Genomic DNA, 14,189 nt, shown 5'->3' on the forward strand with positions numbered 1-14,189 from the left:
CGCTCAATCCATGAATCGTTTCATAAAGGCTGATTCGAGGATAGGATGCCCCTGATGATCTCGTCAAGCTCCGGGGGTGCGCAGTGGTGAGCGTGAAGGATGTCGCGGCCGCGGCGCAGGTGTCTGTGGGCACGGTGTCGAACGTGCTGAATCGGCCCGACCGTGTCGCACCGGCCACGGTCGAGCGCGTGCGGCGGGCCATCGACGACCTCGGCTTCGTGCGCAACGACGCTGCCCGTCAGCTGCGTGCAGGCCGCAGCCGCAGCCTGGGGCTGATCGTGCACGACCTCGCGAACCCGTTCTTCGCCGCGATCGCCCGCAGCGCCGAGGCGCGCGCCGCGCAGGAGGGGCTGTCGCTGCTCGTCGCGGGCAGTGACGGCGATGCCGAGCGCGAGGCGCGGTACCTCTCCCTGTTCGCCGAGCAGCGCGCCTCGGGGGTGCTGGTGGCACCGATCGGCGGTGAGGACGCGATCCTGGAGCACCTCGAGCACAGCGGCATCCCTGCCGTGCTCGTCGACCGCGACGCGGAGAACGCGACGCTGTCGTCGGTGTCTGTCGACGACGTCGAGGGCGGGCGGCTCGCTGTGGCGCATCTCATCGCGCAGGGGCGGAGCCGTATCGCGTTCGCCGGTGGACCCGAGGCCGTGCACCAGGTGCGGGATCGTCATGCAGGCGCCCAGGCTGCTGTCGCGGCATCCGATGCGTCACTGGAGCGTCTGCCCAGCCCAACGCTCACCGTCGAGGACGGCCGCCGGATCGGCGAAGAACTGCTCGCGCGTCCCGCCGCCGAGCGGCCCGACGGCGTGTTCGCCGCCAACGACCTGGTCGCGCTCGGGCTGATCCAGTCGCTGGTGATGTCGGGCAGCGTGCGGATGCCGCAGGACGTGGCCCTGGTCGGCTACGACGACATCGACTTCGCGCCGGCCGCGGTCGTGCCGCTCACCTCGGTCCGCCAGCCCGCGGCCGACATCGGCGCGAGCGCGGTCGAGCTGCTGCTCGGCGGCGAGCCCCGGCACGTGCGATTCGTGCCGGAGCTCGTGCTGCGCGAGTCGGCCTGAGCGGAGCGATCAGCTCGTCGCGGCGCGCTGGTCGGCGAGGTTGAACACCTCGGTGAGGCGCACGGCGGCCTGGTCCGGGCGGCCCTCCAGGCCGACGAAGAAGCGCGCCATCTCGGCCTCCCAGCGGGTCGCGACCTTGGACGCCGCAAGATACGCCTGCGCGGCATCGTCGTCGTCGGTCTCGTAGTAGCCCACAAGACGCCCGCCGGCGGCGAGGAACAGCGAATAGTTGCGCCTGCCGGATGCCTCGATCTCGGCGAGCATCTCCGGCCAGACGGGGGAGTGCCGCTCGAGGTACTCGTCGAGCAGCTCGGGGCGGACCTGCAGTTCGAAGCAGACGCGGGACATGGGGGCTCCTTCTCCGGGGGTGTTCTCATCATGCATCCGACCTGAACCGTACTCGTCGGCGCACGGTCGCCGGGACCGGCTCGTCTCCGGGACGCACAGTGACCAGGTGACTCAGGTCACCGGCATCCAGGCGCTGCGCGTGCGCATGGCGACGGCGTCGACCGCGCACAGCGCGCCGCCTGATGCCCGTCGCCGGGCGCGCGCGGAGGGCGGGAGCCAGACCGTGCTGCCCGCCGAGAGCGGCGCCACGTGCAGCGTGATCCTGCTGCGCGGAACGGCGCCGACATCGCGCAGCGCGACCGACCAGCGGGTGCCGTCCCAGAACCGGTCGTCGACGGTCGTGCCGTCCACGCGCAGCTGCCCGACGTCGCCGGCCCAGTCGATGTCGAGCACGGCGTCGCCCGACCAGTCGCCGGTGTCGATGGTGAACACCGCGGCGAGCTCGTCGAAGGTCTCGGGGCTCGGGGCACGGTGTCTCGCCCCGCCGAAGCCGTAGTCGGAGGGAGGGCGGCCGGCATCCCGCATCCGCTCGATCTCGACGCGCCGGGGCAGGACCCGTGCCGTCATCGGCACATGCTGCCAGCCGTCATTCGGGTCGAAGCGTCGCAGGCGCGCGGCATCGCGCACCCGCACCTGGCGTCCGTCCCACGTGAGCTGCCCGTCGCAGTCCCAGAGCTCGTCGCCCAGCAGCCAGACATCCGTCGCGTCGGCGAGCAGCAACACCGTCGCGGCACCGCACCGGTGGATGCCGGGCTCGATGATCCGTGGCGGCTCGTCGTCCATCGCGATCTCTGCCGGGATGCCGCGGTCGGCGACCAGCACGAGCACATCGCCGGGCAGCATCGCATATGCGGATGCTGTCGCCCAGCGCAGCCGCCTTCCGCCGAGTCGCAGCCCGATCGGCCACCGGGCGAGTGTGCCCGCCGGTATCTCGACCGGCCGGGACGGCAGCACGACGGTCCCGGCTGGAAGCTGCACCTGCAACTGCACATCGCGGACGGGCGCGACCTGCTCGTGCGGCCGGTGGTGCGAGATCACGACGAAACCCGACTCGCCGTCCGAGCGCAGAGCCCAGCGCAGCGACTCGAGATCGTCGGCATCATGTGGCCGGTCATCCGGCAGCGACGACGACATGCCGCCCAGCAGCGCCCCGAACGACGACAGGAACGCGTGCTGTGCTCGAAGCTCGGGCGCCGACGGATGCAGGTCGCCGGACTGGCCGATCGGTGCGTGGAAGTCGTAGCCCCACTCCGGCAGATCATTCGGATATCCGGTGTCCTGCGTCTCCTGCAGTCCCGGCGCCGGGTTCCGGCCGCCGGCGAACATGTAGTACCCCTGCCACGCCGAGCCGTTGCCGATTTTCACGTGCGCGAGCGCTGCGACATCGCGCGCGGACAGCACCGGGCGGCGGTGGTAGGCGGCGGCCATGCCGGAGCCGAGTTCGCAGGTCGCAGGCGGGAACCCGTGCAGAGCAGCGGATGCAGCGCCGGAGGATGCTGCGAACCCCTGCGCCGCGCGCACGTCGGCGCCCACGCCGGGGTCGTCCCACTCGTGCGACGGCAGGAAGTGCGCGCGGAATGACGGGTCCCAGTCGTCGCCGGGGTCGGCCCAGAACCCATCGGCGTAGCCGCCGAACAGAGGCACGACCTCGCCGCCAGGCAGCTGTGCTCCGCCCCAGGCCGTCGCTGTCCACAGCGGCGCCGACATGCCTGCTTCGCGCGCCAGCCGCTTGAGCGTCACGAGATGCTCCGGCCGGTCGTAGAGCTCGTTCTCGAGCTGGATCGCCACGATCGGACCGCCGGGGCGAGCTCGTGCGTCCAGCGCCGCCGCCAGTTGAACGAACCATTCGCGCACGAGTTCCAGGTACGCCGGGTCATCGCTGCGGTGATGCACCGGCATGCGCTGCACCCAATCCGGGAAGCCGCCGTTGCGGGACTCGCCGTGCGCCCACGGACCGATGCGCAGGACGAGTTCGAGTCCGGCATCCGCGACCTCGTCGACGAACGCGCCCACGTCGAGCGCGCCGTCGAAATGCGCCTCGCCGCGCGCCGTCGAATGGTGGTTCCAGAACACGTACGTCGAGGCGAGGGTCACGCCGGCGGCGCGCAGCTGCCGCAGGCGCTCGGCCCAGCGCTCGCGCGGCATCCGGCTGAAGTGCAGCTCGCCCGAGATCGGGACGATCGGGAGGCCGTCGCGCAGCACGGCTCGGTCGGACAGGGTCAGTCCGAGGGCGGCGTCTTCTGGGGCCGGCAGCGCGCTCGGCACGACAGGGCCGGGAAATGCCCGGTGCGTGACTCTCACAGCGCGGCCACGATCGCGTTGTCGAGCTGATCGATGTCGACGCCGGGGCGCTGCGCCTGCGCGGTCAGCAGCACCCAGCACACGCCCGCCGTCGGATGCACCCAGAACTCCGTGCCCGACCAGCCGCCGTGCCCGTAGACATCGCGATCGATCAGGCCGGGCGCACGCGTGCGCAGGTTGAGCGTGAAGCCCCAGTCCTGGCCGCGCTCGGCGAGGTACGGCTCGAGACGCGGGATGTCGCCGGTGAGCGGGCGCCGCATCATCGCCAGCGTCACCGGCGACAGGATGCCGGGCTCGCCGCGCCCGATGCGCAGCAGGTCGCTGCCCACGGCCAGCAGGTCGGCTGCAGTGCCGGCCAGACCGGCGCCGGGCGCCCGGGTGGCGAGGAACCGGTCGAGGTCGACGCCGGCCGCCGCGGCATCCCGGATCGGCACGTACCGCTCGGGATCCAGTGTGAGCCCGGACGCTCCCAGAGCGACCGCCCAGTCCTGCACACCGGCGTCCCAGCTCTGCCCTGTGGCGTGCGCGATCAGCGCGGCGATGCCCTCGAACGCCAGAGTCGAGTACCGCGACGTGGTGCCGGCGACGAAGTCGCGGCCGCGGCTGAGCAACTCGGTGCGCAGCGGCGTCGCGGTGTCGAGGTCGCACTCCGAGATGCCCGAGGTGTGCGACGCCAGGTGCCACAGCCGCACCACGTCGTCGCGGTTCACGCCGAACTCCGGCAGCGCGTCGCTCAGCGGCGTGTTCGGCGTCAGCAGGCCTCGTTCGATCGCCCGCGCGGCTGTGATGCCGGTGAGCACCTTCGTCACCGAGAACAGCAGGAACGTGTCATCCACCGTCGCATCGCCGACCGCGTCCAGCGCGACGACGCCATCTGCCGTGGCCACGCCGAGCACGGCGTGCGGCAGCCGGTCGGCATCGACATGCCGGCGCACCCAGTCGAAGGCGTTCGAGAGCACGGTCACTCCACCTCGTGTCCGAGGTCGGGACGCGCGACGAACCGCACGGTCGGGTCGGTCATGGCCTCGAGCTCGACGACGACCACCTCGTTCGTGCCGGCCCTGGTCGCGGGTCCCGGCACGAACAGCGTGCGCTGCGGCCCGCGGCGCCAGTACCGGCCCAGGAAGAACCCGTTCACCCAGGCGTACCCCTTGCCCCACCCTGCGGTGTCCAGGAACAGGTCGGCGGCGGCGTCCAGCTCGAATGACGCCCGCAGCCCGGCCGGTCCGGCGACGCGTGCTCCGGCAGGTGCGGCTGCCGCATCCGACACCACCTGCGCGAGCGCGGGCACATCGAACGTGCGCACACGCCACGGTCCGGGCATCGACTCGCCGTCCAGCAGCGGGGTGCCGATCAGGCCTTTGGCCTCGCCCAGCTTCGTGTCGTAGTTGACCCGGCCGGTCTCCTCGACCAGCATCCGCAGCTCGGCCCCGGCGGGGATCGCAAGCGACAGATCGCCGATCGTGCGCTGCAGGATGCCGGCCGCGCGGTCGTCGACCGCGATCCAGGAGTAGTCGCGCACCTCGGCCTCGAGCACGCCCGCCTCGCCGGGCAGCGCTGTCGCGTACTCCGCGAGCACGAGGTCGGAGCCGAGTTCGTCGAGCGTCGGCGGGGCGTCGAACACGCCGCGGTCGGTCGCGACGAACTCCAGCGGGTCGCCGGTCTGCAGCAGCGGAACAGCCAGCTCGGGAGCATCCGCGATCTCCGGCAGCGGCTCGTCGGGAACCGGCGCGTGCTTCGCGATCACCTCCCGGAACGCGTGGAACTTCTCCGTGAGGTCGCCTGACTCGGTGATCGGGGCGTCGTAGTCGTAGCTGGTGACCATCGGCAGGTAACGGCCGGAGTCGTTGGCCCCATTCGTCAGCCCGAAGTTCGTGCCGCCGTGCACCATGTAGATGTTCACGGATGCCCCGGCCGCGAGCAGCCGGTCGAGGTCGGCCGCGCTGTCGGCGAAGGTCGTTGTGTGGTGCTTCTCGCCCCAGTGGTCGAACCAGCCGCACCAGAACTCCATGCACATCAGCGGGCCGGTCGGCTGATGCTCGCGCAGGGTGGCGAGGCGCTCGTCTACGCGTGAGCCGAAGGACCCGGTCTTGTGCAGCTCGGGATGCGAGCCGTTCTCGAGCATGTGCGGGATCGGCTGGTCGACCTGCGTGAGCGGCACGGTGATGCCGTGCTCGCGAGTCAGGCGGATCAGCTCGGAGAGGTACTCCTTGTCGCTGCCGTAGGCGCCGTACTCGTTCTCGATCTGCACCAGGATGACGCTGCCGCCGCGGTCGATCTGACGCGGCGCGATGATCGCGTTGACCTTTTCGAGGTACGGGGTGACCTCGGCGAGGTACCGTGGGTCGCTGCTGCGCAGCCGCATGCGATCCCCGAGCGAGGGACGAGACGAAGGGGCTGCGGTGAGCCAGGTCGGCAGCCCGCCGTTGTGCCACTCCGCGCACACGTACGGACCCGGGCGCACGATGGCGTGCATGCCCTCCTCGGCGATGAGGTCGAGGAAGCGGCCGAGGTCGACGTCGCCGTCCTGACGCCACTGCCCCTTGACGGGTTCGTGGGCATTCCAGGCGACGTAGGTCTCGATCGTGTTCAGCCCCATCAGCCGGGCCTTGCGGATGCGGTCGCGCCACTGGTCGGGGTGGATGCGTGGGTAGTGCATCGCGCCCGAGATGATGCGGTGCGGCTGCCCGTCGAGCAGGAAGTCGGTCTCGCCGATGGCGAAGCGGGAGGTCATGGGGGAAGCCTATCGGGAAGCGCTTTCCCAAGCGAGGTCCGGGCACGGATGCAGGGAGAAACGACAGATGCAGGCGGGTTATGCGGTGTGTCCGCCGCCATCCGTCGCATCACCCTGCAAGTGGTCGGGTGGTCAGGGGAGGACGAGCACACCGTTGCGGCGGTGTGGAAGCCGGGCGAGGGAGTCATCGCGCAGCTCGGGCGGCAGCAGCCGCGTCGGTGCATCCTGGAACACGACCGGCCGCAGGAACCGCCGGATGGCGGTCGCGCCCACGGAGGTGTGCAGCGAGGTCGTCGCCGGCCACGGTCCGCCGTGCTGCTGAGACCAGGTCACCGCGACACCCGTGGGCCAGCCCGAGAACAGCACGCGCCCGGCGCGTGCCTGCAGCAGCTCGAGCGTCTCGCCCACCTCATCGGATGGCTCGGCATGCAGCGTCGCGGTCAGGCTGCCGGGCACCGCGCCCAGCGCCGTGTGCAGCTCGGCCTCGTCGGCATAGCGCACCAGCAGAGTGGCGGGCCCGAAGACCTCCTCGAGCAGCACCTCTGGTCGCGCTGCGACGGATGCGGCATCCGTCGTCAGCACGACCGGGCGGGCGCCGTCAGGGGTCTCGGCACCGTAGCCGACGACGGCCACGGACGGGTCTGCGGTCAGCGCCGCCACGCCCTGCGGGAAGGCGTCGGTGATCCGCTCCGTCAGCAGCCGGCCGCCGGCGGCGTCGGCGGCCGCGGCGGCGAGGGATGCCTCGAAACCGGCATCCGCGGGAACGAAGACCACGCCGGGCTTGGTGCAGAACTGCCCAGCGCCGAGCGTGAACGAGCCGGCCAGGCCGGCGGCGAGCGCCGCGCCGCGCGCGGCGACGGCGGCGCGGGTCAGCACGACCGGGTTGATCGAGCCGAGCTCGCCGTAGAACGGGATCGGGTCGGGCCTGCCCACCGCGAGGTCGAACAGCGCGCGGCCGCCGGAGAGCGATCCGGTGAAGCCCGCGGCCTGCACGACCGGATGCTGCACGAGTGCGTTCCCGGCCTCTCGGCCCTCCACCAGCGCGAGCGATCCGGCGGGAGCGCCGGCGGCACGCAGCGCCTCCGCGGCGATCGCCGCCGTGCGGCGGGACAGCTCCGGATGCCCGGAGTGGGCCTTCACGATCACCGGGTTGCCGGCGGCGAGGGCCGAGGCGGTGTCGCCGCCGCACACCGAGAAAGCGAACGGGAAGTTCGACGCCGAGAACACAGCCACCGGACCGACGCCGGTGAGCAGACGGCGCAGCTCGGGGCGGCCCGCCGCGGCATCCGCGTCATCGACGGTCAGCTCGAGATACGAGCCCTCTTCGACGACGGAGGCGAACAACCGCAGCTGTCCCGTGGTGCGGGCTGCCTCGCCGCGCAGGCGCGTCTCCCCGAGTCGTGTCTCGCGGTCGGCGATCGGGACCAGTTCGACCGCGGCGGCGTCGAGCGCGTCGGCGATCGATCTCAGCCAGGCTGCACGGGTCCCGGCCGCCGAGGTGCGCCAGATCGGCGCGGCGACGGATGCTGCGGCGACGAGTGCGTCGAGTTCGGTGGGGGTTGTGGTCATGGGGGAGACCTTTCAGGAGATGTGGGCGGCGTTGTGTCACTCGGTCGTTGAGCGGGTCGAAGTGACGAAGGGCGTGTTGGGGGTGGGCGTCCTTCGTCTCGTCGCTTCGCTCCTCGCTCAGGAGCCGGGGGAGGAGAGCCGCGTGTCGGGGGTGGGCGCCGGGCACGCACGGAACCGCAACCCCAGCCCGGCGTGCGGCATCTCGGTCAGCCGCCCGTCGGCGATGCGCACGGGGGAAGGGCAGTCCAGCGCGCCGAGGGTGCCGAACCCGGCATCCTCGACGTCCTCGACCAGCACGTCGGTCTCGAGGGTCATGGCGAGTTGCCCGGACAACTCGGGCAGCAGGTGCGGATGCAGGGCGGCGCCATGCGATGACGCGACCGACGCGATTCGCAGGAATGGCGTGATCCCGCCCACCCGCACGATGTTCGGCTGCACGATCTGCGCCGCACCGGCCCGCAGGAAATCCTCAAACCTGAACACGGTGTGAAGGTTCTCGCCGACGGCGATGGGAACCCTGCTGGATGCCTGAAGCCGGCGCGCGAGCTCGGCGTGGCCGGCCAGGTCGTCGGCGCGCAGCGGCTCCTCGACCCAGGCGGGCTGCACGGCGGCGAGCACCTCCATCGACGCGGTCGCACGCTCCAGCGACCAGCGCTGGTTGGCATCGATCATCAGCTCGCGGCCCGCGCCGAGCACGGAGCGCACCGCCATCAGCCGGTCGAGGTCCTCGGCGACGTCGGGCTTGCCGACCTTCACCTTCACGGCGTCGAAACCGGCATCCACCCAGCGTCGCGCCTGCGCGACGAGCTCGTCCTGCGTGTAGTGCAGGTTCACGCCGCTGCCGTACGAGCGCACCGACGAGCGGCGCGGGCCGAGCAGGCGCGACACGGAAACGCCCTCGGCGCGTGCCGCAGCATCCCACAGCGCGAGGTCGAGGCCGGCGAGCGCGATGGTCGTGATGCCGCCGCCGCCCGCCTCGTGCAGGTGCTCCCAGGCCGACCGCCACAGCTCGTCGGGGCTCGCGGTCCGTCCGATCGCGAAGTCCGCGACGTCGTGCTGCAGCAGGGCGAGCACGGCCTCGGCGCCGATCTGCGGGGTCCAGGAGAACCCCCAGCCCTCGGCGCCGTCGTCGCGCACGACGTGCGTGCTGATCACCCCGATCGAGGTCACGTCCACCGCCCACGGCCGCGTCAGCGGCACCCGGATCAGCCGGGCGTCGAACCGTTCGATCCAGCGACCTTCGACCGGAGCTTCGGGAGAGGCGCCGTCCCCCCTTGGTTCCGGTCTCGATCGTTGCGGGTGCTCTGCCGCATCACCCGCAACCGCCCCGACCGGAACCGTGGGGGTCTCAGGCGAACCCGCATCCATTGAGACCGGAACCTCGGGGGCGGGGGTCACAGCAGCGCCCTCCCCGCGGCGAGGATCTCGGCCAGCCGAGCCTCCTGCTCCGGGGTCGGATCGACCAGCGGGGCGCGGACGCCGCCGACCGGCATCCCGCCCAGGCGCAGCCCGGCCTTGATCAGCGAGACTCCGAAGCCGGGCGTCTCGTCGCGCAGGGCGACCAGCGGGGCGTAGAACCCGTCGAGCAGCTGCAGTCGGCGATCCTCGTCGCCGGCGACGTAGGCGTCGTAGTACGCCTTCGCGACCTCGGGGATCATCGCGAACGCGGCCGAGGAGTACAGCGGGATGCCCAGGCCGCGGTAGGCGGCCTGGGTCAGCTCGGCGGTGAGCAGACCGTTGAAGAACGCGAAGTCGTCGCGGCCCTCGGCGCGCACCGCGCGCACGATGCGCTGGGCAGCGTCGACGTCGCCGGTGCCGTCCTTGAAGCCGACGACCTTCGGGTTGCGCGCGAGGCGCTGCATCGACTCGGCGGTGAACTGCGCGTTGGCGCGGTGGTACACGATCACGGGCAGGTCGGATGCCGCGGCGATCGACTCCACGTAGGCGATCAGCCCGGCCTGCGGCGCGCCCACCAGGTATGGCGGCAGCACGAGCAGACCGTCGGCGCCGGCATCCGCCGCGTCACGGGCGACGCCTGTGGCGTGCCCCAGCGGACCGCCGGCGCCCGCGATGACGGGCACGCGCCCATCGACGGCGTCGACGGCGGTACGCACGACGAGGCCGGATTCCGCGGCGGAGAGCGCGTGGAACTCGCCGGTGCCGCAGGCCGGGAAGACGCCGCCCGCACCGTGGTCGACGCCGCCGGCGACGTGTTCGGCGAGCAGGTCGGGAACGATCCGGTCACCGTCGTCGAACGGGGTGACGGGAAAGAACAGGATGCCGGAGAAGTTCATTGTGAGGTTCCTTCGATCGGTGTTCCGGTCGCAGAATCCGTCGTCACGGACGCGCGGAAGCGACGGCTTCTGCGACCTGAGCGGACAGCTCGGTGCGCCAGGAGCGGGTGGGGGACCAGCCGAGCATGCGGCGGGCCCTCGCGTTCGAGAACGCCGGGGCTGTGCCGGTGAGCCTGGCCGCGGCCTCTTCGGTGCCGGGGAAGTACTGCGGCACGAGATCGGCGAGGGGCTCGCGGGCGAGGGCGTCGTCGGCGCCCACGAAGAACGTCTCGGCGTTCGGGATGTCGCCCATGGCCTCGAGCAGCGTGCCGCAGAAGTCCGCGACGTCGCGGGCGTCGACGTAGTTGAACACCGCAGGGGCGCTCAGCGCCGGATCATCCAGACGTTCCCGCACGGTGTGTCCCTGCTGGGTGGGCGCGCCCGCCCACTCCTCGGGCGCGATCACATAGCAGGGCCGGAACGACGCGAACCGCACCAGGTCGCTGGTCTGCCTGGCGTACATCTGCACGGCCTGCTCGATGACCAGCTTCGACAGCGCGTACGCGTTCCACGGCTGCGGCGGCGTGTCCTCGTCGAGCGGGAAGTGCGCCGGCGTCCAGCCGGTCGGCGCGCCGTAGCCGAGCACGGTCGGGCTGGATGCGGCGACGATGCGGTGGATGCCGGCATCCACCGCCCCGCCCAGCACAGATGCCGCGAGCCCGGCGTTCGTGCGCAGGATGACGTCCTCGGGCGCGCTGAACGGCACGGCGATCGCGGCGAGGTGGATCAGCGCGTCGGCGCGCGCGTCGCGCAGAGCGGATGCCGCGACCGCGGCATCCGACAGGTCGATGTCAACGGGGGTGACGCCGTCGCGGGCGAAGCCGGCCGGGTGCGCGCGGTCGAGCGAGACGATCTCGTGTCCGGCATCGGCGAGGCCGGACACGAGGCTGCGTCCGAGCCGCCCCGCCCCGCCGGTGATGACGATGCGGGTCATGCTCGGGTCTTCGCCAGCATCCGGATGCCGAGGTCGGCGACCAGAACCGGCATCCCGGTCTCGAGGGACCTGTTGCCGGCGATGCCGACGGCGATCGACCGCACACCGTCGGTCCAGTCCGCCGGCCGAGCCAGCGGGTCGTCGCCGGGGCCGACGAACACGTCGGACAGCAGCAGCGCATCGCCGCCGCCGTGGCTGCCCCCCTCGTTGACGATCGGCACCTCGTAGGCCTCCTGCCAGTGCCGCTGCACGAGCAGCCGTTCGCTGTGCGGGCGCAGCGAGGTGCTCCCCTCCGCCTCGAGGGCGCTGGGGTCGACGACCGGATGCAGGCCGTCGTCGAGCAGCACGGCTCCGCGCTCGACGACCTCGAGCTCGGCGCGGCCGAGCGTGCCGTTCACGGCGACGCGGTAACCCTCCCAGGGGGAGTGCGCGTTCAGCGAGTACGACATCGTCGCGCCCGAGGCGTAGTCCACGACCAGGGCGAGGTTGTCCTCGATGGTGATCCCCTCGCTGAACACGTCGAGGTCGCGGACGTAGCCGTCGTGCTGCTCGGCGTCGAGATACAGCGTCTTCAGCCGCTCATCGTCGCGCAGGTCGAGCTCGAACGCATCGTGCGCCCCCTCGTGCGTACCGCGGGCCGGGCGATCGGCGAGCCCACGGGCCGCGGCGTTCGCCGCGCCGTAGAACCGCAGGCCGCCCGAGGCGTACACCCGGCGCGGGGTGGAGTGGATCCACCAGTTGACCAGGTCGAAGTGGTGGCTGGCCTTGTGCACCAGCAGGCCGCCGGAGTTCGCCTTGTCGCGGTGCCAGCGGCGGAAGTAGTCGGCTCCGTGGTTGGTATCGAGCATCCAGGAGAAGTCGACCGACGTGATCTCGCCGATCGTGCCGTCCTGGATCACCTGCCGCAGCGCGCTGTTGCGGGGGGAATAGCGGTAGTTGAACGTGAGCACCACGCTGCGGCCGGTGCGCTCGACGGCGTCCTCGATCGCGGCGGCGCTGGGGGCGTCGATGGTGAGCGGCTTCTCGACGACGACGTCGGCGCCGGCATCGAGCGCGCGGACGATGAGAGCGGCGTGGGTGCTGTCCTTCGAACAGATCACGACCCGGTCGACGTGCTCGTCGCGGATCATCCGCTCGAGGCCGTCCGGTGTCCACAGTGAGGGGCGCGGCGCGCCGGATGCGGCCACGTTGTCGGCGTGGAAGGCGGCGCGTGCGGGGTTCGGCTCGCAGATCGCGACGAGCTCGGCACGGTCGGCAAACGTGCCGGTGATCGCGCCGACGTACATCTGCGCGCGGTGTCCGGCGCCGATCAGCGCGTAGCGGGTGCGGGTCATGACTGCTCCGTCCATGATCTGAGGAAACGTTTTCTGAGCGTAGCACGAACCATGCGCGAGCGCGCGGGGAGCGGATGTCGGGCCGGTAGACTCCCGTTAGGAAAACGTTGTAGACGGCGAGTGGATTTCTCCTTGCGAAACGTTTCAATTTTGGGTTAGTCTCACAGGCAAGCGCTTTCCTCGCACCAGGGGACGCGCACCGGCAGACACAGACATCGTCGTCAGGCATCCCGATCTGACGAAGGAGTCGCAGAGAGGACAAGGATGTTCAGCAAGAAGCGTTTGACGGCCGCCGTGGCCGTCGCCGCCGGCGCGGCACTCGTGCTGGCCGGATGCTCCGGCAGTGGCGGCTCGGATGCCAAGCCGAGCTTCAACCCCGACGAGAAGGTCACTCTGACCTTCGCCTTCTGGGGCAACGACGTGCGCGCCGACCTGTACAACCAGGCGTTCGAGGCGTTCAACAAGGAGTACCCGAACATCAAGGTCAACTCGACCTTCCTGGACTTCCCGAGCTTCTGGGAGAAGCGCCAGACCGAGGCGGCCGGCGGGAACCTGCCGGACGTCATGCAGTTCGACTACTCGTACCTGCGCCAGTACTCCGAGAACGGGCTGCTGCTCGACCTCGACCCGTACATCGGCAACATCATCGAGAAGGACCCGCTGCCCGAGAACATCCTCAAGATCGGTGTGGTCAACGACACCACCTACGCGATCCCGACCTCGACCAACGCCTGGGGCATGTTCACCAACCCCAAGCTGCTCGAGACGGCAGGCGTCGAGGACTTCGCCGGCGGCAGCTGGGACGACTACACCGACTGGATGAAGAGCGTCACCGACGCCAGCGGCGGCAAGTTCTGGGGCGGCACTGACTACACCGGCCGCATCCAGAACTTCGAAGTCCAGCAGCGCGCCAAGGGCAAGGACCTGTTCACCGAGGACGGCAAGGCCAACTTCACCGAGGACGACCTGAAGGCGTTCTGGGAGCAGGGGCAGCCGATCCGCGACGGGATCGGCATCCCGGCGAAGAAGGTCGAAGAGCTCAAGCCGCTCAGCGGGTTCGACAGCGCCAACACGGCAAGCGAGCTCACCTGGGACAACTTCGGCGCCGGCTACCTGGCCAACCTGGGCGAGGGATACACCGAGCTCAACCTGATCCAGCCCCCGGTCACCGAGGACGGGGCGAAGGACCTGTACCTGAAGCCATCGATGCTGCACACCGTCTCGGCGAAGACCAAGCACCCCGAGGCCGCCGCCACGCTGGTGAACTTCCTGATCAACTCGCCGGAGTCCGGCAAGATCTTCGGCACCAACCGCGGCCTGCCCGCATCCAAGACCGCTCTCGCCGCGGCCGACCTCGATCCGCTGAGCCAGCAGATCAAGGACTACGAGGAATCGATCGCCGATCGCCTCGGCGACGCCCCGCCCGTACCGATCAACGGCTACGGAACGCTCGAGCAGAAGTTCCTCGAGATCGGTCAGGAGCTGGGCTTCGGCACGATCACCGTCGACGAGGCTGTGAAGCAGTTCTTCTCCGAGATGGACGTCGTTCTGAACCAGTGAGAGACCCGCCGGGCCGGA

11 protein-coding genes are annotated in these 14,189 nt (G+C 70.8%); 2 read left to right on the top strand and 9 right to left on the bottom strand.

The features are described from left to right. Nucleotides 1-86 precede the first annotated feature (86 nt). Nucleotides 87-1,058 carry a LacI family DNA-binding transcriptional regulator gene (locus tag ACFVDO_RS11495; protein WP_378855480.1) on the top strand — a complete coding sequence of 324 codons (972 nt, stop codon included), beginning with the start codon at nt 87-89 and terminating at the stop codon, nt 1,056-1,058. Between the two features lie 9 nt (nt 1,059-1,067). Here ACFVDO_RS11495 and ACFVDO_RS11500 read toward each other — a convergent pair whose 3' ends face one another. From ACFVDO_RS11500 to ACFVDO_RS11540, 9 genes are all read right to left on the bottom strand, one after another. Beyond that, nucleotides 1,068-1,406 carry an L-rhamnose mutarotase gene (locus ACFVDO_RS11500; RefSeq protein ID WP_378855482.1) on the bottom strand — a complete coding sequence of 113 codons (339 nt, stop codon included), beginning with the start codon at nt 1,404-1,406 and terminating at the stop codon, nt 1,068-1,070. A gap of 111 nt (nt 1,407-1,517) precedes the next feature. Continuing rightward, the gene (locus tag ACFVDO_RS11505) at nt 1,518-3,671 is read right to left on the bottom strand and encodes a beta-galactosidase (protein ID WP_378855484.1); all 2,154 of its coding nucleotides are present in this window, start codon (nt 3,669-3,671) and stop codon (nt 1,518-1,520) included. Between the two features lie 32 nt (nt 3,672-3,703). Further along, nucleotides 3,704-4,672: a serine hydrolase domain-containing protein gene (locus ACFVDO_RS11510; RefSeq protein WP_378855486.1), complete on the bottom strand. Its 969-nt coding sequence runs from the start codon at nt 4,670-4,672 to the stop codon at nt 3,704-3,706. Next, complete coding sequence (locus ACFVDO_RS11515; protein ID WP_378855488.1) at nt 4,669-6,441, bottom strand: beta-galactosidase family protein; 1,773 nt, start codon at nt 6,439-6,441, stop codon at nt 4,669-4,671. The genes ACFVDO_RS11510 and ACFVDO_RS11515 overlap by 4 nt, the downstream gene beginning before the upstream one ends. Nucleotides 6,442-6,573: 132 nt before the next feature. Continuing rightward, complete coding sequence (locus ACFVDO_RS11520; protein WP_378855490.1) at nt 6,574-8,010, bottom strand: aldehyde dehydrogenase (NADP(+)); 1,437 nt, start codon at nt 8,008-8,010, stop codon at nt 6,574-6,576. Nucleotides 8,011-8,127: 117 nt separating this feature from the next. After that, complete coding sequence (locus tag ACFVDO_RS11525; protein WP_378855492.1) at nt 8,128-9,180, bottom strand: mandelate racemase/muconate lactonizing enzyme family protein; 1,053 nt, start codon at nt 9,178-9,180, stop codon at nt 8,128-8,130. Nucleotides 9,181-9,404: 224 nt separating this feature from the next. Beyond that, nucleotides 9,405-10,304 (bottom strand): 5-dehydro-4-deoxyglucarate dehydratase, encoded by a 900-nt coding sequence (locus ACFVDO_RS11530; protein WP_378855494.1) that lies wholly within the window; start codon nt 10,302-10,304, stop codon nt 9,405-9,407. Nucleotides 10,305-10,347: 43 nt separating this feature from the next. Beyond that, nucleotides 10,348-11,277: an NAD-dependent epimerase/dehydratase family protein gene (locus ACFVDO_RS11535; RefSeq protein WP_378855496.1), complete on the bottom strand. Its 930-nt coding sequence runs from the start codon at nt 11,275-11,277 to the stop codon at nt 10,348-10,350. Continuing rightward, complete coding sequence (locus ACFVDO_RS11540) at nt 11,274-12,611, bottom strand: Gfo/Idh/MocA family protein (RefSeq protein ID WP_378855498.1); 1,338 nt, start codon at nt 12,609-12,611, stop codon at nt 11,274-11,276. The genes ACFVDO_RS11535 and ACFVDO_RS11540 overlap by 4 nt, the downstream gene beginning before the upstream one ends. A gap of 264 nt (nt 12,612-12,875) precedes the next feature. On the opposite strand from ACFVDO_RS11540, the gene ACFVDO_RS11545 reads away from it, so the two are divergent. Next, complete coding sequence (locus ACFVDO_RS11545; protein ID WP_378855500.1) at nt 12,876-14,171, top strand: ABC transporter substrate-binding protein; 1,296 nt, start codon at nt 12,876-12,878, stop codon at nt 14,169-14,171. Nucleotides 14,172-14,189: the final 18 nt, after the last annotated feature.

Source organism: Microbacterium sp. NPDC057741 (assembly GCF_042798735.1).
GTDB lineage: Bacteria > Actinomycetota > Actinomycetes > Actinomycetales > Microbacteriaceae > Microbacterium.

Bases quoted from the DNA above. Each gene is read 5' to 3' on its own strand.
- ACFVDO_RS11500 (WP_378855482.1), bottom strand. From the start codon at position 1,406: ATGTCCCGCGTCTGCTTCGAACTGCAGGTCCGCCCCGAGCTGCTCGAC.
- ACFVDO_RS11515 (WP_378855488.1), bottom strand. From the start codon at position 6,441: ATGACCTCCCGCTTCGCCATCGGCGAGACCGACTTCCTGCTCGACGGG.
- ACFVDO_RS11520 (WP_378855490.1), bottom strand. From the start codon at position 8,010: ATGACCACAACCCCCACCGAACTCGACGCACTCGTCGCCGCAGCATCC.
- ACFVDO_RS11530 (WP_378855494.1), bottom strand. From the start codon at position 10,304: ATGAACTTCTCCGGCATCCTGTTCTTTCCCGTCACCCCGTTCGACGAC.
- ACFVDO_RS11535 (WP_378855496.1), bottom strand. From the start codon at position 11,277: ATGACCCGCATCGTCATCACCGGCGGGGCGGGGCGGCTCGGACGCAGC.
- ACFVDO_RS11540 (WP_378855498.1), bottom strand. From the start codon at position 12,611: ATGACCCGCACCCGCTACGCGCTGATCGGCGCCGGACACCGCGCGCAG.
- ACFVDO_RS11545 (WP_378855500.1), top strand. From the start codon at position 12,876: ATGTTCAGCAAGAAGCGTTTGACGGCCGCCGTGGCCGTCGCCGCCGGC.